The following is a 21,263-nucleotide window of genomic DNA, read 5'->3' as shown; positions in this document are numbered from 1 at the left end:
CAGAAATCAAAATGTCCCTACACGCGAATTTTCAATTCATACCTTATTATAGTAGAAGATTCCGTCATCACCCAAACGCTCTGTAATGAGACCGTCTTCCAGCAGGTAATCAATCTGTCCAATCGTTTCCGATAGCGTCAAGCCGAGTTCTTTTTCATAGGCATGGGCAAATAACTCTTTGGTCAGCCCATAGACAGTTCGTTCTTCGTCACCGATCATCCCCAACGCTTTCATGGCACGCTGATGCTGTTTGGTCAGGCGGGCTGTAATCAATTCATCAACATTTCGGATTTCTTCACCGTGCCCGCTGTAGATGACATCCACCGGCATTTTCAGCAAGCGGCTGAGAGATGCATTGTATTGCAGCAGCGATTTCGGCCGCCCTTGTGTCGGATCCAACGGCGGTTCAATCAAAGGATTTGAGGAAACTTTGGCTATAACGTGGTCACCGCCGATCATTTCATGCGTTTCTTTATTCCAAAAAGACAAATGGCTCTGTGCATGGCCCAATGTTTCAAAGACTTGCCATTCAGGGTGGCCTGGCAGCGTATCGCCTTCATTGATGGACATATCAAGCGGACGGCTCCCCATCAGATTTAAGGGGCGCTTCATCTTCTTGACCCAAAATTCCAGATCGCCCGGAACCCCTTCTTCTTTTAACCGCTCCAAATAGAAGGCATCATGGTAATCAAAGAAATTTTGGTCACGGCGCAACCAAGGATCGTTGTAAGGATGCCCATATAATTTTGCATTTTCGAAGCCGTCCACCCACCCGGCATGATCAGGATGGTGATGCGTCAACACAACTTGTTCTACGTCACCTGGTTCTGCACCAAATTCTTTTAATCCTGCCTTAATGGCCGTCCAGGCTTCCGGTGTTTTCGGACCAGCATCAATCAACGTCAGCATATCCCCTTTTAATAGATAGGAATTGACGTCTCCTACCGCAAAGGGTGTCGGAATAATAATCTTATGTAAAGTCAATATGGCCATCTCCTTTAAATGAATCGCTATTCATCCATCATACATGGAAAACGGAATGCCGTCACTTCTTTCAGGCATTTGACAAGAAGCCGATTTATCCTCTATAATTCACTATCATATGTGAGCGAAGATAAAGACCAGTACACGGAGTGATGGAGTAAAGAGAGTGCAGCTTTTGCTGAAATGCGCACCCCCTCTCCTCTGTGGAACCTGCTTTTGAGCTGCCGTGAAAACACGGCCGTTTGTCCGCGTTATGGATATCGAGTGGTGTCTTTATGGCAAACTTAGGTGGTACCGCGGAAACAAAGCGTTTTCGTCCTTGTAACAACAGGGATGATTGCGCTTTTTATTATGAAGAAAGTTGGTGAGTCGAATGAAAATCGTATGTGTAGGAGCCGGCTCTATGGCCGAATCGATGATCCATGGCTGGATCAATAAACGAATCATGAAACCGGAAGAAATTTCCGTTATGAACCGATCCGATCAGGACCGTTTGGAATTTTTGAGTGATGAATACGGCGTCAATATCGTCTGTCCGGAGAAAACGGAACTGAAAGATGCCCACTTTATCCTCTTGGCGATGAAACCGAAAGATGTGGAAGCAGCGCTAAGCGGAATTAAAGATAAACTGGCTGGCAATACCGTCATCTTGTCAGTCGCAGCCGGTGTATCCATCGACACCATCCAACGGCATGTCGGGAATTTCCCGGTTGCCCGCGCTATGCCGAATACATCTGCTAAAATCGGCAAGTCGGCTACTGGAGTTGCCTGGAGCAAACACGTGTCGCTTGAACAACAGCATGAATTGCGCAAGCTCCTGTCTTCCATCGGCAGCGTGACCGTTGTAGCAGAAGAACAATTGCATGCAGTGACAGGCGTTGCCGGAAGCGGTCCTGCTTATATCTATTATTTCGCAGAAGCGATGACAGAAGCGGCAGTCGCCAATGGATTATCCCATGCCGATGCAAAAAAATTGGTGCGCCAAACTTTTTCCGGTGCAGCCGAAATGCTCCAACAGGAAGATTTCGCGGAACTGCGGATAAAAGTGACGAGCCCGAATGGTACAACAGCAGCCGGACTCAAGACACTCGAGGAAAATCATTTCAAGGAAACGATTGGAGCTTGTGTGACAGCAGCTTCCCAGCGTTCCCAAGAGCTCGGAAAAGAATTTAAGTAAACTCTTCTGTATAATTTACAGTTGTATCTATAGAGGAGGTTGTCTGATGGCTCAGTTATTTGAACCGTTTGAGATTAAAGATGTCGTTTTTAAAAACCGCATTGTAATGGCGCCGATGTGCATGTACCAAAGTGATAAGGAAGATGGAATGGTGACGGACTGGCATCGCATCCATTACCCAACCCGAGCAGTCGGCGGCGTCGGGCTCATCATCACCGAAGCGACGGCTGTCCAGCCACAAGGACGCATTTCAGCACAAGACCTCGGCATTTGGGATGATCGCCATATAGAAGGGCAAGCAGAAATTGTCCGCCTGATGAAACAGCACGGGGCAAAAACCGGCATCCAATTGGCACATGCCGGAAGAAAAGCAAGAGTTGATGGCGTCATCCATTCAGCGAGTGCATTAGCATTTGATGAGAATTATAAAAAACCGGCAGAAATGGCTCCAGCAGATATTGAAGAAACCATTGAAGCGTTTAAAAAAGGAGCAATCCGCGCCAAAACTGCAGGCTTCGATGTCATCGAAGTCCACGCCGCACATGGCTACTTAATCAACCAGTTCCTATCCCCATTAACAAACAAGCGCACCGACGAATACGGCGGCAATGCAGAAAATCGCTATCGCTTTCTGCGTCAAATTATCGATGCTGTCAATGAAGTATGGAACGGTCCGTTATTCGTCCGAATTTCCGCCCATGACTACAGCAATGGCGGCATGACACCGGAACAATACGTGGAAATGTGCCAATGGATGAAACAACAAGGCGTTGATTTGATCGATGTCAGTTCAGGCGCGGTCGTACCCGCACAAATTTCCGTCCATCCCGGGTACCAAGTGCCGTTTGCAGAGACCATCAAAAAGCAGACTCCAATAGCTACTGGAGCGGTCGGCTTGATCACCAGTGCACTGCAGGCAGAAGAAATCCTTCAGAACGGACGCGCGGATCTGGTCTTCCTAGCCCGTGAATTGCTTCGTAATCCTTATTGGGCATACACAGCTGCGCAGGAACTTGACGCCGATTTAGAGGCTCCAGTGCCTTATAAACGCGGTTGGGTATAAGGCGGTTGCAAAATGTTTGAGATTTAGTATACTAAGGGTAACGTAAAAAAACCGAATGCGTGAGCATTCGGCCAGCTGTATGCCGCCACGAGAGCGGTTGGCTGGAATATAGACTTAAAAGATAACCGTCATTCCACGCCACATGGGACGGTTATTTTTTTTTGTTGATGACCAAAATCATGGAAACGACAAGTGTCAGAGCGCTGATCGTTATCCCGATACTCGTAAACACGAGACCGAATGATTCTGCTATGGTCATGTTACCACCCCCTTTCCTGGGGAATGGCCAAACCGCCCTCATACAGCTGTACCTTTATTTTAGCACAAAGGGAACATTTGTTCTATTATTTCCATTAAATATTTTAATGCAACCAAAAAATGCCATCTTTTAGATACGGCTTTCTTGTTTTTTCCTTATTTTTTTAGCTTGCTGCAGCCACTCGAATTCCGAAAAATCATGTGCAATAAATCCAAGCGGATGAATTTCCTTCATCTGCTTCAACAGCATCCGCTCGTCTTCCGGAAGGAAGCGTGCGCTGATATGCGTCATGATTAACGTATCCACTCCTGCTGCACGAGCCGTTTCCGCCGCTTCGTAGACCGTTGAATGGCCGTATTCAGCAGCCATTTTCTTAGCGGTTCCGTCAAAGGTCGCTTCGTGCACCAGTACATCTGCACCGCGCCCCAATTCTATTGCTGCTTCGCAAAAACGGGTATCCCCGAGAATCGTGACAACAAAACCGGGTTCTTCCGGTTCTGTTACATCCGCACTTCTGACCCAATGCCCCTCAGCTGTTTCAACGTCTTCCCCATTTTTCAGCTTTGCCAGCAGCGGACCTTTTGGAACGCCCAGCGCCAAAGCTTTTGCAATCAATAATTTAGGCGGCAACGGCTTTTGCGTGATCCGAAAACCATAGGACGGAATCACATGGTCCAACAAGCGCGTTTCCACCACCATCAACTCATCTTCAAACAGTAAACCGTCTGCCAGTTCATGATAAACAATCGGGTATGCCAAGTGGGTTCGGCTGAGCGCCAAAGCCATTTCAACAAACTCCCGGATTCCAGCAGGTCCGTATATATCCAGTGTCTCATCGCCCCCTTGGAAAGAACGGGATCCCAGAAGGCCAGGCAGACCGAAAATATGGTCGCCATGCATATGTGTAATGAAAATCTTTTCAATTTTCCGCGGTTTCACCGTCGTATGTAGAATCTGGTGCTGTGTCGCTTCTCCGCAGTCAAATAACCACACAGTTCCCCGCTCTTCGAGTAATTTCAAAACCAGTGCAGATGTATTGCGCTGTTTAGAAGGCATTCCGGCACCTGTGCCCAGAAATAATAATTGCATGCTTCCCCTACTTTCTCTCGTGGTCGTGATCATCCAAAAAATCCTTGCTGAAGCTTGTTTTGGAGTCGTAATTCGTTTTTTTGATTTTTGTCCCCCGCGTGAGGACACTTTTGCCGAAACGGCTTTCGAGTTGTGCCATCAAGTCGAGAATCGGCTCTTCCTTGGCATGTTCCTGAAAATTAAAGATTGATAATTGTTCGGTCATATCGCCTTTGTCCGCAACGTTCGATACTGTAACTCCGATTAGCCGCAGGGGTTCTCCGTTCCAATGCCGTGTGAACAATTGCCAGGCATTCCGGTGGATGTCTTCTGCTTTCCAAACGGTATTGTTCAGCGTGACGCTGCGTGTTCGGTTTTTCCAATCGGAGCTGCGGGTCTGAATACTGACAGTTGGGCCCGCCAGTTCTTTCGCTTCCAAACGATTGGCCACCTTTTCACTGAGCTGGCGGAACAATGCCTTTAGATTCTGTTCATCCGTTTCATCAATCGGCAAGGTTGTGGATGTTCCGACACTTTTGGTATCGTAAATGGAATCCGGATCGACCAGCCGATCGTCCAAACCGTTCGCACGAGCTTGCAGCCGGATGCCGTTTTTTCCCATTTTTTCCTTGACCAGGCCTTCATTTGCTGTTGCCAGATCTCCAATGGTCTCAATTTTCAAGCCCTTTAATCTGGCTGCCGTACTATCGCCGATGCCATGCATATCAATTACTGGTTTAGGCCACAACATTGCCTGAATATCCCGTTTCCTCAAAACAGTTATGCCCATGGGCTTTTTCATATCGGATGCGGTTTTGGCCAGGAATTTGTTGGGCGCAATGCCGATTGAACATGGCAGATCCAATTCACTTAGCAGACGCCGTTGGATTTCATCCGCAATTTCCAATGCATGGCGCCGCTCTGTCAATTCCGTCACATCCACATACCCTTCATCTATCGAAACCGGTTCCACCAAATCGGTATAGGAACGCAAAATTTCAAACATCGCTTTGGATGCTGCCCGGTAACGCTCGAAATTCGGCGGCAGCAGCAAAAGTTCCGGATATTTCCGCTTGGCTTCATGTACCTGCATGGTCGTGTAGATCCCATGCGCGCGCGCTTCATAAGAACAGGTGACGATAATGCCTCTCCGTTCTTTCGGATTCCCGGCAATGGCAATCGCTTTTCCCTTCAGTTCAGGATTATGCGATTGTTCGACAGAGGCATAAAAACTATTCATATCGATATGAAAAATAACTCGGCTGGCCATGAAAATCGCTCTTCTTTCCGTTTTCTTTCAGTGTATCAAAAAAAGAGAGAACATACATCCTGTTCTCTCTTTTTTGAAGGCGCTCTTTATTCGATTGATGTTGATTCTTTGACAATTTCAACCAACAGTTCAGCCAATTTCTCAAGCTCTTCAATCGGCATGCGTTCGTTTTTCGTATGGATTTCTTCATATCCGACACATAGGTTGACGGTCGGGATGCCAAAACCATTGAAGATATTGGCATCACTTCCGCCTCCGCTTGTGAGAATCGGAGAAGGACGACCGATTTTCGCGGCTGCTTTCTGGGCAATCTCTACGACCGGGTCCATGTCATCAAAATGGAAGCCCGGATACATCAGCTTGACTTCCGTTTCAGCACGTCCACCCAATAGTTCAGCCGTCTGTTCAAAAACGGATTCCATATGGATGGTCTGTGCCGCCAATTTATCTTCGCTGATCGAACGTGCCTCCGATAAAATATTCACTTCATCGCAAACAATATTGGTGGCTTGTCCGCCTTCGAATCGCCCGATATTGGCCGTTGTTTCTTCGTCGATGCGCCCGAGCGTCATTTTAGCAATGGCTTTGGCTGCAATTGTAATAGCAGAAATGCCTTTTTCAGGTGCAACGCCGGCATGGGCCGTTTTGCCATGGATGGTCGTCCATAATTTTGCCTGGTTCGGAGCAGCTGTCACAATGCCGCCCACTTTGCCATCGCTGTCCACGGCATAACCGTATTTGGCGATCAATAGAGATGAATCCAATTCCTTGGCGCCGACCAATCCACTTTCTTCTCCTGCTGTAATCACCAATTGAATATCCCCATGGTCGATTTGCTGTTCTTGAAGAGTGCGGATCATTTCAAACAAAGCGGCAATGCCGGCTTTGTCGTCAGCCCCCAGAATGGTCGTTCCATCCGAGTAGACATAGCCATCACGGATTTCAGGTTTGACGCCGACTCCAGGAGTCACCGTGTCCATATGGACCGTAAAGTAGATAGCAGGAACCTGGCTTAACGTGCCGCGCAAAGTTGCAATGATATTGCCTGCGCCATGCCCCGTCACTGCCGCTGATTCATCTACTGCTACATGGAAACCCATCGCTTCAAGTTTGGTCTGCAAAATGGCAGCGATTTCGCCTTCGTGTTTGGTTTCTGAATCGATTTGCAGCAATTCCAGAAACTCGTTCATCAGTCTTTCATTGTTCATTTCTAGCACCTCTTCTATTTCTCTTAAAGCGGCATATTGCCGTGTTTTTTAGCTGGACGTGTATCTTTTTTATTGCGCATCATTTCCAATGCCTGGATCAGTTTGATGCGTGTTTCGCGTGGATCGATGACATCATCGACCATTCCACGTGCTGCAGCCACATAAGGATTGGCGAATTTCACGCGGTATTCCTCAATTTTTGCTGCGCGTGTTTCTTCCGGGTTATCGCTTGCAGCGATTTCACGTGCAAAAATGATATTCGCAGCGCCATTCGGCCCCATAACCGCGATTTCAGCATTCGGCCATGAGTAAACCAAGTCGGCACCGATCGATTTGGAGTTCAACGCCACATAAGCGCCTCCATAAGCTTTTCTCAAAATCACCGTCATTTTAGGCACAGTCGCTTCCGAGTAAGCATAAAGAATTTTCGCTCCGTGGCGAATGATGCCGCCGTGTTCCTGTTTGATACCTGGGAAGAATCCAGTAACGTCTTCAAAAGTGATCAATGGAATATTGAACGAGTCACAGAAACGGATAAAGCGTGCTGCTTTATCGGATGAGTCGATATCAAGTCCGCCAGCCATCACTTTCGGCTGGTTACAGATCAAGCCGACCGTTTCGCCTTTAATGCGTGCTAAGCCAATCACGATGTTGCGGGCAAATTCAGGCTGCACTTCCATAAAGCTGTCCTTGTCGACCACCTGCTCAACCACTTTCCGTACATCGTAAGGACGGATCGCTTCATAAGGAACGACGTCAGCCAAGTCCGGACGGTAATCGTCTTCTTCTCCGCCTTCCAGGCGAGGTGGCATTTCCGTATTGTTCTGTGGCAGATAGCTGATCAGTTGGCGTACCATTTCCAGTACTTTCTGTTCTGAATCGCCACGGAAATGAGCGTTTCCGCTAATTGCAGTATGTACTCTCGATCCTCCAAGATCCTCAGAGGAGATTTTTTCACCCGTAACCGTTTCAATGACTTTCGGTCCTGTGATGAACATTTGGCTGGTTTTATCAACCATGAAAACAAAATCAGTGATTGCAGGCGAATATACTGCACCGCCGGCAGATGGTCCCATAATGACTGAAATTTGTGGGATGACGCCAGAATAAATCGAGTTGCGGTAGAAAATTTGGCCATAGCCATCAAGTGACAAGACCCCTTCTTGAATCCGTGCTCCGCCTGAATCATTCAATCCGATAAACGGTGCGCCATTGCGTGCTGCCAAATCCATTACATTGGCGATTTTCTTTGCATGCATTTCTCCAAGTGCTCCACCAAAAACCGTGAAATCCTGTGAGAATAAATAGATTGGCCGGCCGTTTACTTTACCGTAACCAGTGACAACTCCTTCGCCAGGCCCTTTAGCCATACCGAAATCTGTTGTGCGGTGCTCAACAAAAGGACTCAATTCAACGAATGTGCCTTCATCAAGCAATAAATCAATACGTTCACGTGCTGTCAATTTGCCTTTTTGATGCTGTTTGTCAATACGTTCTTCGCCTCCGCCAAGCTCGATTTCACGCTTGCGGTCATACAATTCATTGATTCTTTCGTAAATGTCCATTTCGCCAATCACTCCCAATCACTCTTTTTCACAAAGTTCGTATAATACTCCATTCGATGATTTCGGATGCAAAAATGCCACCATGGCTCCGCCAGCTCCAGGGTTCGGCTTGTCGCTCAAAAGGCGGATGCCCTTGTCGCGCAATTCTTCCATACGCTGTTCGATGTTTTCGACACCAAAAGCGATATGATGAATGCCTTCACCTTTTTTTTCTAAAAATTTGTAAATGGCGCTCTGATCATCCATCGCTTCCAACAATTCCAATTTGACATTGCCGGCATCGATGAATGCGACCCGCACTTTCTGCGACTCAACTTCTTCGATCTTCACAAGCGGAAGCCCAAGCGTGTCCGTGTAATAGGGAAGGACAGCATTCAGATCCCGTACAGCGATTCCAATATGGTCTACTTTCTTCATCCTTTTTTCACTTCCTTTTTTAGCTTCTCTCTTATTGTACAGATACAGAGCCAAAAACTCTAGGCTCTTAGCGAATATTGTGAATTCTACATCTGCCTCTCTTCAAATATGTTGGAAAATATGGTATGATTCATTCAAAGATTTGATTGATAAAGGAGTTTATTATTAATGAGAAACGCAGCTTTCCGTAAGTTTATCGTCTACGCGATGATTGCCATCATGCTGTTATCCAGTTTATTGATGGGATTGAGCTTTGTAATTTAATAGGAATGATAAAAGACAGCTGGAGCTTTTTGCTCCAGCTGTCTTTTATAGTTGAAAATGTATTAATCCTGCTCCAGCAGGCAGAATTAAACGGCCGCTTCCGCTTTTTTTATTGTCCAGCTCTTTGGGTCATAAGCCAACCCGACTGTGCGGCAAAAAGCGCCGCTTTGCCGGTCCGTCTTATGCCCTGCAGAGCTACACGGGCACCTCAGCTTTTCTTATTGTCCAGCTCCAGCAGCCAGCCACTCGAGTCGCTTCAGCCTTACCAGCAATGGCAAAGAACGCCATTACCGGTAAGGCTTCCAGCGCTTGTCGTGGCTAAACGGCTGCTTCCGCTTTTCTTGTATGAAAGCCTTTATATGACTGCTTGATTTCCAAATATTTTTCCATTTCCTGAATGACTTGATACAGTTCGGCCATGGCCAAAAATTTCTTATGGCTGTCCGGCAATGGCAGCTTGGCAAAATTTTCTTTCACGATGTCCAGCTTCGAAATATAGCGGTATGCTGTATTGCCGGAGTGGACGTGTTCCGCCAAATCTTCCAGGAAATCCGCAACCAGGTCTGTTTGGTCTACAATCACAGGCAGTGCGGTGATTTTCGGCAAGATGCGCTCGATGATTTCCAACTGCTGCTCCCGCATTTCAAAATAATGATAGTATTTATTTTCATGTCGGGTGATGTGATTCTCGACATCCTGGTAAGCCAGCGCTTTCGCCTTCTCCAGCAATTTCCTGGCATCCATCAATTCTTTGCCGCTCCAACCAGATTCACCTTCCCGCAAATAGATGACGATTTCACGGAAAATGGATGCGTATAAATTTTCAATTTCGTTCCGGTAATTGTCCAGCTTTTTCTCAATGCTCGGCATGTACATATTGACCACCAATGCTGTACCGAAACCAACCAGCATCAAAATCAACTCATTGGTCAGCAAATCAAAATCCAAATTTTTTGCATCATATAAATGCAGCAAAATGACTGAACTCGAGACAAAACCGTCCTGAAACCGCAATGTCACCAATAAAGGAATAAAGAGCACAATCAGAATGCCGAGCATGACCGGATGATAGGCGATGCCTTCAAAAAAGATGAAAGCATAGGCAATCCCGATAATGCTCGCAATAAATCGGGAAAAAGCGGCCCGTATCGATTTCTTTTTGGTCGGCTGTATGCAGAGTATGGTCAGGATGCCGGCAGATACATAATAATCCAGTTGCAGCCACTGCGCCAATGTGATGGCGATTGCCACACCTAAAGCAGTCTTCATCGTGCGGTAGCCAATTGAATAAGACCTCAAATTCAGCTTCATCTTCCCCCTCCAAATTTCGGCATGAAAAAAATGCCCCTAAAAGAGGCATTCCTTCTTAAACTTCATCGCAATGCTGTTCGAAAATGGCTTGGATATGTGTAATGACAGACATTGGGTCATGCCCTTCAATTTCATGACGGCCAATTTCGTCAACCATTTTTCCGTCTTTCATGAACACGAAAGAGGGAGATGATGGCAAGTGATCGTCACCGAAAATCGCGCGTGCCTGAGCTGTCGCTTCTTTGTCTTGACCAGCGAAAACCGTATACAGGTTATCCGGGCGTTTGTCGTAATGAATCGAATGTAAAGCTGCCGGACGGGCGATGCCGCCTGCACATCCGCATACAGAGTTGACCATGACAAGGCTTGTGCCTTTTTGTGAAAATGCTTCATTCACCGCTTCAGGTGTTTCAAGCTGTGTGTATCCACCATCAATCAATTCCTGGCGGGCTTGTGTAGCTATATCGTTCATCAGAAAATTAAAATCCATGCTCATGAAATATCACTCCTTATTGTCTCTTCTTTTATCATAGCAGGTGTTTATCCCACTTGCAAAAAAGCTTACTCAAATAGACGCATAATTGCCTGTGCCACGGTCAATTCGTCGTTCAACACCTGCGTTTCCAATGTTTTGACCAATTGGCGCCGTTCTGCGTGATCGAAAAAACGGCTATGCAGTTCATCCGTGATCATCGAGCGGAACCAGTCCTTGGTCTGTTCCTGACGGCGTTTTTTCCAGTAGCCGCTGACTTTCACCGTGTCTTCGAATTCTTTGACCATTTTCCAGACTTCGGGAATGCCCGTTTCTTCCACAGAGGACGCCGCAAGCGAACGCGTTTTCCAACTGTCCGTGGCCGGTTGCAGGAAATGCATCATCTGTTTGTATTCTGAAACGGTCTTTTTCGCCAACTGGGCGTTTTCCCCATCCGCTTTGTGGACGATGATGGCATCGGCCAACTCCAGGATGCCTTTTTTCATGCCCTGCAATTCGTCTCCGGCACCAGTCAACACCAACAACAGGAACATGTCGACCATTCCACGGACCAGTGTTTCGCTTTGTCCAACCCCGACCGTCTCCACCAAGATGACATCGTATCCTGCAGCCTCGCATAACAACATCGTTTCGCGGGTCTTTTTATGGACGCCGCCAAGTGTTCCTGCTGTAGGGGAAGGGCGGATGAATGCTTTCGGATTTCGAGCCAATTGTTCCATCCGCGTCTTGTCTCCAAGAATGCTGCCGCCGGTAAGCGACGAACTCGGATCGATCGCCAAAACGGCGACCCGATGCCCAAGCCCAGTCAGCATTTCACCAAACGTTTCTATGAAGGTACTTTTCCCGGCACCGGGAACACCGGTGATGCCGATGCGGATACTATTGCCGGTGAATGGCAGCAATTGGTTGAGCAGTTCCTGGCCGTTTTTCTTATGTTCGGCACTCGAACTTTCCAGCAAAGTGATCGCTTTGCCCAAGTACAGACGCGAACCACTCCGGACTCCATCCGCAATAGCCTGGATATCCATGGTTGCATCATCCGGTTTCTTGAACTTTTTCCGAGGCAAGGCTTTCATGCCGTCATGGGCAGCTTGAACACCCTCCATCACATGCCTGGAATTTTTCTTGCGGCTCATCAGTCTGCCACTTCCTCGTAACCAAGTCGCACGTAAATCTCTTCGATGACTTTCTGTGCCGCTACCGGAATCACTGTCCCCGGACCGAAAATTGCGCTGGCCCCATTATTGCGAAGGAATTCATAATCCTGTGCCGGTATAACTCCGCCAACCACAATCAGAATATCTTCGCGGCCAATTTTCGCCAGTTCCGCTTTCAGATCCGGAACCAATGTCATATGCCCAGCTGCCAGCGAACTTACGCCGATAACATGGACGTCATTTTCTGCTGCCTGTTGTGCAGTTTCAGCCGGCGTTTGGAACAATGGCCCGATATCCACATCAAAGCCTAAATCAGCAAACGCTGTTGCTATGACTTTCGCTCCGCGGTCATGTCCGTCTTGCCCCATTTTGGCAATCAGGATACGCGGGCGGCGTCCTTCGTTTTCAATAAAGTCTTCCGTCATTTCTTTGACGATTTCCATTTCCTTCTGGTTTGAGAAATTCGAACTGTAAACTCCGCTCACTGAACGAATCACCGCCTTATGTCTTCCGGATGCTTTCTCGATGGCATCGGAGATTTCACCCAATGATGCACGGTGACGTGCTGCCTCAACGGCGCAAGCCAAAATATTGTCTTCTCCGCTTTGCGCCGCTTTTGTCAATGCTTCCAGCGCTTCTGCCACTTTGTCGCTGTCACGCTCTGCTTTCATGCGTTCCAAGCGTTCAATCTGTGTTTTGCGGACCATCGTGTTGTCGATGTTCAAAATATCAATCGGATCTTCCTGGTCCAGGCGATAACGGTTAACCCCAATGATCACTTCTTCATTGGAATCGATTTGTGCCTGTTTTTTCGCCGCTGCTTCTTCAATGCGCATTTTCGGCAAGCCGGTTTCGATGGCTTTTGCCATACCGCCCAATTCTTCAACTTCTTCAATCAATGCCCAAGCTTTTTCCGTCAATTCCTTAGTCAGCGATTCGACATAATAAGATCCGCCCCATGGATCGATGACATTCGTCATCATGGTTTCTTCCTGAAGGAACAATTGTGTATTGCGGGCGATGCGTGCCGAGAAATCAGTCGGCAAGGCAATCGCTTCGTCGAGCGCATTGGTATGGAGCGATTGTGTATGACCCATGGCTGCTGCATTCGCTTCAATCAAGGTACGGGTGACGTTATTAAATGGATCCTGTTCCGTCAAACTCCAGCCGGATGTTTGGGAGTGCGTACGCAATGCCAAAGCCTTGCTGTTTTTCGGATCGAAGGTTTTCATCATTTTCGCCCAGATTTCACGGCCAGCACGCATTTTCGCAACTTCCATGAAATAGTTCATGCCAATGCCCCAGAAAAAGGACAGGCGCGGCGCGAAATGATCGATGTCGATGCCTGCTGCAAGTCCGGTGCGGACATATTCAAGCCCGTCCGCTAGTGTATAGGCCAATTCAAGATCGGCAGTAGCTCCAGCTTCTTGAATGTGATAGCCCGAAATCGAAATCGAGTTGAACTTCGGCATATGGTCGGAGGTATATTTGAAAATATCAGCGATGATCTGCATCGACATGGCCGGCGGGTAAATATACGTATTGCGGACCATGTATTCTTTAAGAATGTCATTTTGGATGGTTCCGGCCAATTGTTCCGGAGAAACCCCTTGTTCTTCTGCTGCCACAATAAAGAATGCCATGATCGGCACAACGGCGCCGTTCATTGTCATCGATACGGACATTTGATCCAATGGGATGCCATCAAATAAGATTTTCATGTCTTCAACACTGTCTATTGCAACGCCGGCCTTGCCGACATCTCCGACAACACGTTTGTGATCGGAATCATAGCCGCGGTGAGTCGCAAGGTCAAAAGCAACAGACAAGCCTTTTTGCCCCATCGCTAAATTGCGTCGGTAAAATGCATTGCTTTCTTCCGCTGTTGAAAAACCGGCATATTGGCGTACAGTCCAAGGACGCGACACATACATGGTCGGATAAGGTCCGCGGACATTCGGTGCAAATCCAGGCAGGCTTTCTTCAAGGAAATCTATGTCCTGTTTTGTATATGTCGGTTTGATGTCAATGCCTTCATTGGTGGTAAAGGCGCTTTGCTGCTGAACTGTCTGTGAAGCAATAGCTAATTGGTCAAGTGTGACTTTTGAAAAATCGGGTTTAGCCATCTTATAGCGCCTCCTTTCCTAGAGCGAGAATTTTCTCCAGTTTCGCGGTCATCTGCTTGCCGGAATACACGGTATCTTTAATGCCATAGGTTGCCCATTCTGCTAATTGCTCTTTCGGATATTTGCCTGCAAGATCGATGCTGGCTTGACTGTCCAATCCTGGCACAAGTGCTGATACAGCTTCTTTTGATCCGCACAAGATGGCATAGTCCATTTTCTCGTCAGCTAGAAATTGATTAACTTCTTCAGCCGTAGCCAAATGCGGGCTGACTAATGCTTCGATTCCGCCAACTGCTAAAAAGCCAGAAACGAAATCTACTTGAGGCTTGATTTTCTTCAATGGTTCGATAAGGATGATTGCTGACTTAAGACTTGTTACTTTGCTCTGGGCACGAAGATTTTCAAATGGCGTCGCCAGACGTTTCGCTGTCATGTACTCAAGGTGGCCATCATCGATTTTCGCATCTTTTACCGGCTCTTGAGGATTGGCATAGATATTGGTTCCAATCAGCGATTGTTTGCGGGTAGCCACATTTTTTTCGCGCTCCACCCATTTCGCCTGGATGTCATCTGTCAACCAGCCTGATTTGATGACTTCTGAATAGCCGCCAGCTTCTTCAATTTCAAGGAAATAGCTCCATGCTGCCTCAACGTATTCTTTTGTCAGCGTTTCGATAAAGTAAGAGCCTGCTGCTGGGTCGATCACATGCGACACATGGGCTTCTTCTTTTATGACTAATTGGACATTGCGGGCGATGCGCCGGCTTGAAGGATCCGGTTCTGTCAAAAAGTCATGTGGATGTACGGTGTGGGCATCGGTTCCTCCCAATACTGATGCAAATGTAGAATTTCCTGCACGCAGCAAGTTCACATAAGGATCCAGTTTAGAGTAGGAACGGACAGACGTTTCCGTAAACAATGGAATTGTCGGAGCTTCTTCGCCATATGCAGAACTGAAGGCTTGCCATAATACGCGGAAGGCGCGCAATTTAGCGATTTCCTGGAAAAATTGTGTATCCACCGCAAAGCGGATCCAGGTATTTTCAGCACTTTCTTTGAAAGTGTCTTCTGACATACGCTCAGACAAGATGCTGAGTGCGACTCCAAGTTCATGGATCACGGTTCCGCCAGCATGGTGGATTGGAATCGTGTCTACAACCTGTGTACGAATACTTGCCGGTGCCTCAACAGGTTCTTCAGAGAAAATAACCCCTTGGAGTTTCGGCAATTGTTCTGGAGTTACAAAATCGAAAACACGCAGAATGTCTTTATCGTCCCCTGTCAGTTTAAAGTACAAAGGATATTGGACAATCATTTCTGCCAATTCAGCCAATTGGGCATCTGTCCAGTCAAACTTACGGAATCCTTTATAGACAACAGTTTCATTCCCACGAAGAATATCATCTTTCATCAAGGCCAAATATTCTTTCGCCGAATCCGCCATCACTTCCTGGGACACGAGCCAACTTGGCTGATGTTTTCCTTGCTGGACAGCTGCTGTTTGAGCTGTGATATAGCTGCCTAATTGTTCAAGCATGTCTTTGGTATAAAGAGGTTCCAGTGTTACATCTTCAATGGTAGGGGTCTTTAATGTTTCTTCAAACGGCTTGCCTTTAATCGCTTTTACTGCCGCTTCTTGCCATTCAGCATATGTACGGATTGGAAATTTCGTCTTTTTCATCGATTCGATTGTCAAACTGTTCCCTCCTTAAAGGCTTTCTAGTTTCATTTTACCCGACTCACGACAGACATTAAAGAGGAAAAAAAGCTGGAAGTCCGAAGACTCCAGCTTTTCTTAATATACAGACGTATTTTCTTTGGACATATTCTCCAATATTTCTTTGACGCGCGCAAGGAATTGGCCGCATACCAAACCATCAAGTACACGATGATCCAGTGACAAACAAAGATTGACCATGTCGCGTGCAGCAATCATGCCGTTGTCCATAATGACTGGGCGTTTGACGATCGATTCCACTTGCATGATAGCTGCCTGTGGGTGGTTAATGATTCCCATAGACTGAACAGAACCGAACGATCCGGTGTTGTTGACGGTGAAAGTGCCGCCCTGCATATCCGCGGATTTCAATTTTCCAGAGCGTGCTTTAAGTGCCAATTCATTGACTTCTTTGCCGATGCCTTTCACTGATTTTTCATCAGAATTCTTGATGACCGGTACGAATAAAGCACTATCCGAAGCGACAGCGATGGAAATATTGATGTCTTTCTTCTGGATGATTTTGTCTCCAGCCCACATCGAGTTCATCATCGGGAATTCTTTCAATGCCTGTGACACAGCTTTGACAAAGAAAGCAAAGTAAGTAATATTGAAGCCTTCTTTTTTCTTGAATTCGCCTTTGATGGAGTCGCGGTACTGGACAAGGTTGGTGACATCCACTTCGACCATCATCCATGCATGCGGTGCTTCGTGTTTGCTCTTCAGCATATTCGCAGCTATCGCCCGGCGGACGCCGGTTACTGGGATTTCGATATCTCCCGGAGCACTTTCAATCGGTGCAGCTGCTGCTTTCGGAGCTTCCTGGACAGGCGTTTCCTTAGGCGCTGGTGGCTGTTCCTGCTGCTGAGCCTGAGGTTGTGCCGCCGGAGCTTCTCCCGCTTTTGGAATATTGCCGCTGTCGATCAATGCCATCAAATCTTTGCGTGTAATGCGCCCTTCGTTGCCAGAGCCTTCAACTTGTGACAAATCGATGTCATTGTCCTGAGCAAGACGCAAAACAGCTGGTGAGTAGCGCCCTTTCGCCCCTGAAGTTTTAACCGGTTGCGAAGATCCTTTCGTCCCTTCCAGTTTTTCAGTCGGTTTTGCACCGGCTGCTGGCATTTCGGCCGCTTTCTCGCTAATGGCAGGTTTTGCTTCTTCTACAGGAGCCGCGTCGCCGCCTTCGGTTTCAATCGTGCAGACGATTTCGCCTACCGCTAAAGTTTCGCCTTCTGAAGCAATCAATTCCTTGATTGTGCCGGTAAACGAAGATGGAACCTCCGCAGTCACTTTGTCTGTGTTGACTTCAGCAAGCGGATCGTATTTATTCACATGGTCGCCTGGCTGGACGAGCCATTTTTCTATAGTGCCTTCTGTAACACTTTCACCCAGCTGAGGCATTTTAATGTTTTCAATAGCCAAGGGAGTTCCTCCTTTACTTGATGGTGTTTGATCGTTCTATTGGAGCTTCAGTGCCCGTCGAGGGACCGCAGGATGCGGGTCAGCTAACCGTTATGACACGATGTCGCGTTCTTAGGTTAGCTTCTGCTGACGGCTGCTTACGCTTTTCTATTTGTCCAGCTTCAGTGCCCAGATTCTAGGGTCATAAGCCAACCCAGCTGCGTGGCAAAGAACGCCACACTGCTGGTCTGTCTTATGCCCGTCGAATCTACATGGGCACTTACGCTTTTCCTCTTAAAACTCAGCTAATTCTCTCATCGCTTTTTCTACTTTGTCCGGGTTGATCATGAAGAATTTCTCCATGGTTGGCGCATAAGCCATTGCCGGGATATCCGGCCCAGCAAGACGTTTGATTGGAGCGTCTAAGTCGAATAGGCAGTTTTCAGCAATGATTGCCGCTACTTCTCCGATGATGCTTCCTTCTTTATTGTCTTCTGTGACCAATAGCACTTTGCCGGTTTTCTTAGCGGCTTCGATGATGCCTTCTTTGTCCAACGGATAAATCGTGCGCAAATCAAGGATATGTGCAGAGATGCCGTCTTCTGCCAAACGTTCGGCAGCCTGCAGCGCAAAGTGAACTGCTAAGCCGTAAGTGATGACGGTGATGTCTTCGCCTTCGCGTTTAACGTCCGCTTTGCCGATTTCAATGGTGTAGTCTTCTTCCGGCACTTCGCCTTTGATCAAGCGGTATGCCCGTTTGTGTTCAAAGAACATAACCGGATCTTCATCGCGGATCGCTGCTTTCAAAAGGCCTTTTGCATCATATGGAGTGGAAGGAATGACAATTTTCAATCCAGGCTGGTTGGCGAAAATCGCTTCCACTGACTGTGAGTGGTAAAGAGCTCCGTGTACCCCTCCGCCAAAAGGTGCACGGAAGACGATTGGACATGACCAGTCATTGTTCGAACGGTAACGGATGCGGGATGCTTCAGAAATGATTTGGTTGACAGCCGGCATAATGAAATCCGCAAATTGCATTTCTGCAATCGGCCGTAAGCCATACATTGCTGCGCCAATTCCAACACCGGCAATCGCCGATTCCGCAAGCGGTGTATCCAAGACGCGGTCTTCACCGAATTGATCGTAGAGGCCTTGCGTCGCTTTAAAGACGCCGCCTTTTTTACCTACATCTTCTCCAAGAACAAAGACGTTTTCGTCACGTTCCATTTCTTCTTTCATGGCAAGCGTGATGGCATCAATATAAGACATAATAGCCATTATTCGTCTCCTCCTTCTTCGGCATAGACATATTTCATCGCATGTTTAGGTTCTGCGTAAGGTGCATTTTCAGCGTAATCAGTCGCTTCATTGACTGTTACCATAATTCGGTCGTTGATGTCTTTTTCAAGCTCATCGTCCATGATGCCATGCTCTTTCAAGTACGCTCCAAATGTCAGGATTGGATCCGTCGATTTTTGCGCAGCCAATTCGTCTGCTGAGCGGTATTGGCGATGGTCATCATCTGATGAGTGAGCGGTCATCCGCTCGGAAACGGTTTCGACCAAACTCGGGCCTTCGCCGCGGCGCGCACGGTCGGCAGCCTCTTTGACATGTTTGTAGACTTCAATCGGGTCATTGCCGTCAATCGTCACACCTGGCATGCCATAACCGATTGCACGGTCCGAAACATTCTTGCTCGCCAATTGGCGTTCAACCGGCACCGAAATCGCATATTTATTGTTTTCGACCATGATGACGACCGGCAATTTATGGACACCGGCAAAGTTCATGCCTTCGTGGAAATCACCTTGGTTGGAAGAGCCTTCACCGAGCGTCGTGAACGTAATAAAGTCTTTTTTCTTCATTTTGCCAGCTAAAGCTACGCCTACCGCGTGAGGCAATTGAGTTGTTACAGGCGAAGAACCGGTAATGATGCGGTTGCTCTTCTGCCCAAAATGGCCAGGCATTTGCCGTCCACCTGAATTCGGGTCCTCCGCTTTGGCAAAAGCCGACAGCATCAGATCTTTTGGCGTCATGCCAAAATGCAGGACCACACCGATATCACGGTAATAAGGAGCGATATAGTCTTTTGAGTTGTCAAGAGCGAAGGCAGCACCCACTTGAGCCGCTTCCTGCCCCTGGCATGAAATCACAAAAGGAATTTTCCCGGCACGGTTCAAGAGCCACATGCGTTCATCTACTCGGCGTGCCATTAACATCGTTTCGTACATTTTCAATAAATCATCATTTGTTAAACCGATTTCTTCGTGTTTTGAAGCCATTGTTTTTTCCTCCTTCAACTATGGATTGCTTTTCCGTCAACGGCCAACGCCGCTTCTCCCATGACCTCTGAAAGAGTCGGGTGCGGGTGGATCGTATCCGCAATTTCCCACGGGGTTGCGTCCAGAACCATGGCCAGCCCTGCTTCAGAAATCATGTCGGTGACATGCGGGCCAATCATATGGACTCCCAGGATATCGTTCGTTTCTTTGTCGGCAATGATTTTGACAAATCCATCAGATTCGCCGTAGACCAATGCTTTACCGATCGCTTTGAAAGAAAATTTGCCGACTTTGACGTCATGCCCTTTTTCTTTTGCCTGATCTTCCGTAATTCCGACACTTGCTGCTTCCGGATTGGAATAAATGCAGCGTGAGACCAAATCGTAATTGATGGCGTGCGGATTGTTGCCTTTGATATGTTCAATCGCTGTGATCCCTTCATGCGAAGCGACATGCGCCAATTGCAGTCCGCCAATCACGTCACCGATTGCGTAAATATGGGATTCTTTTGTTTGGAAAGATTTTTTCACTTGGATAAAGCCGTTTTCGATGATGATATCCGTGTTTTCGATGCCGATATTTTCGACATTCGCCTGACGGCCGACAGAAACCAGCATTTTTTCAGCGGAAAAACTTTCGTTCTTGCCATTGATTTCTGCCTGGATCGTTACACCATTCTCACCTGTTTCCAATGTATCCGCCATCACTTTTGCACTTGTCGCAAACTTAATGCCTTTTTTCTTCAATAGCTTCAACATTTCTTTGGAGATATCTTTATCTTCCGTCGGGATGATCCGTTCTGCATATTCGATAACGGTTACATCAACGCCGAAATCATTGAGCATGGACGCCCATTCGATGCCGATGACACCACCGCCGACAATCAGGATTGATTTTGGCAGACTTTCCATTCTCAAAGCTTCGTCGGAACTCATAACGAATTCGCCATCAATCGTCAGCCCTGGCAATGTACGGGGACGTGATCCGGTTGCAATGATGACATTGCTTGGAATCAGCATTTCATTTTCTTCTCCATTTTTCATCTCAACGGAAATGGTACCCGCGTTTGGAGAAAAAATGGATGGTCCAAGAATTCTGCCGATGCCTTCATAGACATCGATTTTCCCTTTTTTCATCAATCCCTGGACGCCTGCATGCAATTGATCGACAATTCCCTGCTTGCGCTGTTGGACACGTGCGAAATCCAGTGAAACTTCGCCGGTTTCAACACCAAAGTCAGCCGCATGATGTTTTGTTGTTGAATAGACTTCCGCACTGCGGAGCAATGCTTTACTTGGAATGCAGCCTCTATGTAAGCATGTGCCGCCCAGTTCGCCTTTTTCAACAATCGCTGTTTTTAAACCGAGTTGTGCCGACCGAATGGCCGCTACATAACCGCCGGTCCCGCCGCCTAGAATGACGACATCATAATTTTGAGCCATGATTTCTTCCTCCTTTATCCCACTTCGATCCACGGAAAATCAATTCCTGCTGATTGAAG

Annotated in this window: 18 protein-coding genes and 1 other annotated feature; of the genes, 3 read left to right on the top strand and 15 right to left on the bottom strand. The window is 47.4% G+C overall.

The window, feature by feature from the left end; translation table 11 throughout:
* Positions 1-36: 36 nt before the first annotated feature.
* Positions 37-984 carry an MBL fold metallo-hydrolase gene (locus IRE19_RS07520; RefSeq protein WP_203339869.1) on the bottom strand — a complete coding sequence of 316 codons (948 nt, stop codon included), beginning with the start codon at positions 982-984 and terminating at the stop codon, positions 37-39.
* A 118-nt stretch (positions 985-1,102) separates the two neighbouring features.
* Positions 1,103-1,308: a binding site (T-box leader), on the top strand.
* A gap of 49 nt (positions 1,309-1,357) precedes the next feature.
* On the opposite strand from IRE19_RS07520, the gene proC reads away from it, so the two are divergent.
* Together proC and namA are read left to right on the top strand one after the other, a co-directional pair.
* Positions 1,358-2,161 (top strand): pyrroline-5-carboxylate reductase, encoded by an 804-nt coding sequence (gene proC, locus IRE19_RS07515; protein WP_203339868.1) that lies wholly within the window; start codon positions 1,358-1,360, stop codon positions 2,159-2,161.
* A 43-nt stretch (positions 2,162-2,204) separates the two neighbouring features.
* Complete coding sequence (namA, locus tag IRE19_RS07510; protein ID WP_203340044.1) at positions 2,205-3,224, top strand: NADPH dehydrogenase NamA; 1,020 nt, start codon at positions 2,205-2,207, stop codon at positions 3,222-3,224.
* A gap of 388 nt (positions 3,225-3,612) precedes the next feature.
* On the opposite strand, the gene rnz is transcribed toward namA, so the two are convergent.
* The 5 genes from rnz to mce form a co-directional block, all read right to left on the bottom strand.
* A complete protein-coding gene (gene rnz / locus IRE19_RS07505; RefSeq protein ID WP_203339867.1) occupies positions 3,613-4,572 on the bottom strand; it encodes a ribonuclease Z in 960 nt (319 codons plus the stop codon).
* A 7-nt stretch (positions 4,573-4,579) separates the two neighbouring features.
* Positions 4,580-5,821 carry a DNA polymerase IV gene (locus IRE19_RS07500; RefSeq protein ID WP_203339866.1) on the bottom strand — a complete coding sequence of 414 codons (1,242 nt, stop codon included), beginning with the start codon at positions 5,819-5,821 and terminating at the stop codon, positions 4,580-4,582.
* Between the two features lie 86 nt (positions 5,822-5,907).
* Positions 5,908-7,029 carry a M20/M25/M40 family metallo-hydrolase gene (locus IRE19_RS07495; protein ID WP_191715821.1) on the bottom strand — a complete coding sequence of 374 codons (1,122 nt, stop codon included), beginning with the start codon at positions 7,027-7,029 and terminating at the stop codon, positions 5,908-5,910.
* Between the two features lie 23 nt (positions 7,030-7,052).
* Positions 7,053-8,594 (bottom strand): acyl-CoA carboxylase subunit beta, encoded by a 1,542-nt coding sequence (locus tag IRE19_RS07490; protein ID WP_191716059.1) that lies wholly within the window; start codon positions 8,592-8,594, stop codon positions 7,053-7,055.
* A gap of 18 nt (positions 8,595-8,612) precedes the next feature.
* Positions 8,613-9,011, bottom strand: coding sequence for a methylmalonyl-CoA epimerase (gene mce, locus IRE19_RS07485; protein ID WP_203339865.1), 399 nt, complete (start codon positions 9,009-9,011; stop codon positions 8,613-8,615).
* 168 nt (positions 9,012-9,179) lie between these two features.
* Here mce and prli42 point away from each other — a divergent pair, with 168 nt between their 5' ends.
* Entirely contained in the window at positions 9,180-9,275 is a 96-nt protein-coding gene (gene prli42, locus IRE19_RS07480; RefSeq protein ID WP_185960040.1) for a stressosome-associated protein Prli42, read from the top strand.
* A 318-nt stretch (positions 9,276-9,593) separates the two neighbouring features.
* On the opposite strand, the gene IRE19_RS07475 is transcribed toward prli42, so the two are convergent.
* The 9 genes from IRE19_RS07475 to lpdA form a co-directional block, all read right to left on the bottom strand.
* Entirely contained in the window at positions 9,594-10,586 is a 993-nt protein-coding gene (locus IRE19_RS07475) for an aromatic acid exporter family protein (protein WP_203339864.1), read from the bottom strand.
* A gap of 55 nt (positions 10,587-10,641) precedes the next feature.
* The gene (locus IRE19_RS07470) at positions 10,642-11,082 is read right to left on the bottom strand and encodes a BrxA/BrxB family bacilliredoxin (protein ID WP_191715824.1); all 441 of its coding nucleotides are present in this window, start codon (positions 11,080-11,082) and stop codon (positions 10,642-10,644) included.
* Positions 11,083-11,147: 65 nt separating this feature from the next.
* Positions 11,148-12,215 carry a methylmalonyl Co-A mutase-associated GTPase MeaB gene (gene meaB, locus IRE19_RS07465; RefSeq protein ID WP_203339863.1) on the bottom strand — a complete coding sequence of 356 codons (1,068 nt, stop codon included), beginning with the start codon at positions 12,213-12,215 and terminating at the stop codon, positions 11,148-11,150.
* Positions 12,215-14,362 carry a methylmalonyl-CoA mutase gene (gene scpA / locus IRE19_RS07460; RefSeq protein WP_203339862.1) on the bottom strand — a complete coding sequence of 716 codons (2,148 nt, stop codon included), beginning with the start codon at positions 14,360-14,362 and terminating at the stop codon, positions 12,215-12,217. Before scpA ends, meaB begins: the two co-directional genes overlap by 1 nt.
* 1 nt (position 14,363) lies before the next feature.
* Positions 14,364-16,058: a methylmalonyl-CoA mutase family protein gene (locus tag IRE19_RS07455; RefSeq protein ID WP_203339861.1), complete on the bottom strand. Its 1,695-nt coding sequence runs from the start codon at positions 16,056-16,058 to the stop codon at positions 14,364-14,366.
* 99 nt (positions 16,059-16,157) lie between these two features.
* On the bottom strand, positions 16,158-17,501 hold the full coding sequence (locus IRE19_RS07450) for a dihydrolipoamide acetyltransferase family protein (protein ID WP_203339860.1): 1,344 nt from the start codon (positions 17,499-17,501) through the stop codon (positions 16,158-16,160).
* A gap of 273 nt (positions 17,502-17,774) precedes the next feature.
* Positions 17,775-18,758, bottom strand: coding sequence for an alpha-ketoacid dehydrogenase subunit beta (locus IRE19_RS07445; RefSeq protein ID WP_191715829.1), 984 nt, complete (start codon positions 18,756-18,758; stop codon positions 17,775-17,777).
* Positions 18,758-19,762, bottom strand: a complete 1,005-nt coding sequence (locus IRE19_RS07440) for a thiamine pyrophosphate-dependent dehydrogenase E1 component subunit alpha (RefSeq protein ID WP_203339859.1) — start codon at positions 19,760-19,762, stop codon at positions 18,758-18,760. Before IRE19_RS07440 ends, IRE19_RS07445 begins: the two co-directional genes overlap by 1 nt.
* Positions 19,763-19,776: 14 nt before the next feature.
* Positions 19,777-21,204 (bottom strand): dihydrolipoyl dehydrogenase, encoded by a 1,428-nt coding sequence (lpdA, locus tag IRE19_RS07435; RefSeq protein ID WP_203339858.1) that lies wholly within the window; start codon positions 21,202-21,204, stop codon positions 19,777-19,779.
* Positions 21,205-21,263: the final 59 nt, after the last annotated feature.

Source organism: Planococcus beijingensis (genome assembly GCF_016820615.1).
Classification (GTDB): domain Bacteria; phylum Bacillota; class Bacilli; order Bacillales_A; family Planococcaceae; genus Planococcus; species Planococcus notacanthi.
Note: the sequence above shows the minus strand (reverse complement) of the source record. Positions and strands in the feature narration are given on the sequence as shown.

What these genes read in the sequence shown, in the direction of transcription:
- prli42 (WP_185960040.1), top strand. Translation starts at nt 9,180, where the DNA reads ATGAGAAACGCAGCTTTCCGTAAGTTTATCGTCTACGCGATGATTGCC.
- lpdA (WP_203339858.1), bottom strand. Translation starts at nt 21,204, where the DNA reads ATGGCTCAAAATTATGATGTCGTCATTCTAGGCGGCGGGACCGGCGGT.
- meaB (WP_203339863.1), bottom strand. Translation starts at nt 12,215, where the DNA reads ATGAGCCGCAAGAAAAATTCCAGGCATGTGATGGAGGGTGTTCAAGCT.
- IRE19_RS07500 (WP_203339866.1), bottom strand. Translation starts at nt 5,821, where the DNA reads ATGGCCAGCCGAGTTATTTTTCATATCGATATGAATAGTTTTTATGCC.
- proC (WP_203339868.1), top strand. Translation starts at nt 1,358, where the DNA reads ATGAAAATCGTATGTGTAGGAGCCGGCTCTATGGCCGAATCGATGATC.
- IRE19_RS07490 (WP_191716059.1), bottom strand. Translation starts at nt 8,594, where the DNA reads ATGGACATTTACGAAAGAATCAATGAATTGTATGACCGCAAGCGTGAA.
- IRE19_RS07445 (WP_191715829.1), bottom strand. Translation starts at nt 18,758, where the DNA reads ATGGCTATTATGTCTTATATTGATGCCATCACGCTTGCCATGAAAGAA.
- IRE19_RS07440 (WP_203339859.1), bottom strand. Translation starts at nt 19,762, where the DNA reads ATGGCTTCAAAACACGAAGAAATCGGTTTAACAAATGATGATTTATTG.
- rnz (WP_203339867.1), bottom strand. Translation starts at nt 4,572, where the DNA reads ATGCAATTATTATTTCTGGGCACAGGTGCCGGAATGCCTTCTAAACAG.
- IRE19_RS07495 (WP_191715821.1), bottom strand. Translation starts at nt 7,029, where the DNA reads ATGAACAATGAAAGACTGATGAACGAGTTTCTGGAATTGCTGCAAATC.
- mce (WP_203339865.1), bottom strand. Translation starts at nt 9,011, where the DNA reads ATGAAGAAAGTAGACCATATTGGAATCGCTGTACGGGATCTGAATGCT.
- IRE19_RS07470 (WP_191715824.1), bottom strand. Translation starts at nt 11,082, where the DNA reads ATGAGCATGGATTTTAATTTTCTGATGAACGATATAGCTACACAAGCC.
- scpA (WP_203339862.1), bottom strand. Translation starts at nt 14,362, where the DNA reads ATGGCTAAACCCGATTTTTCAAAAGTCACACTTGACCAATTAGCTATT.
- IRE19_RS07475 (WP_203339864.1), bottom strand. Translation starts at nt 10,586, where the DNA reads ATGAAGCTGAATTTGAGGTCTTATTCAATTGGCTACCGCACGATGAAG.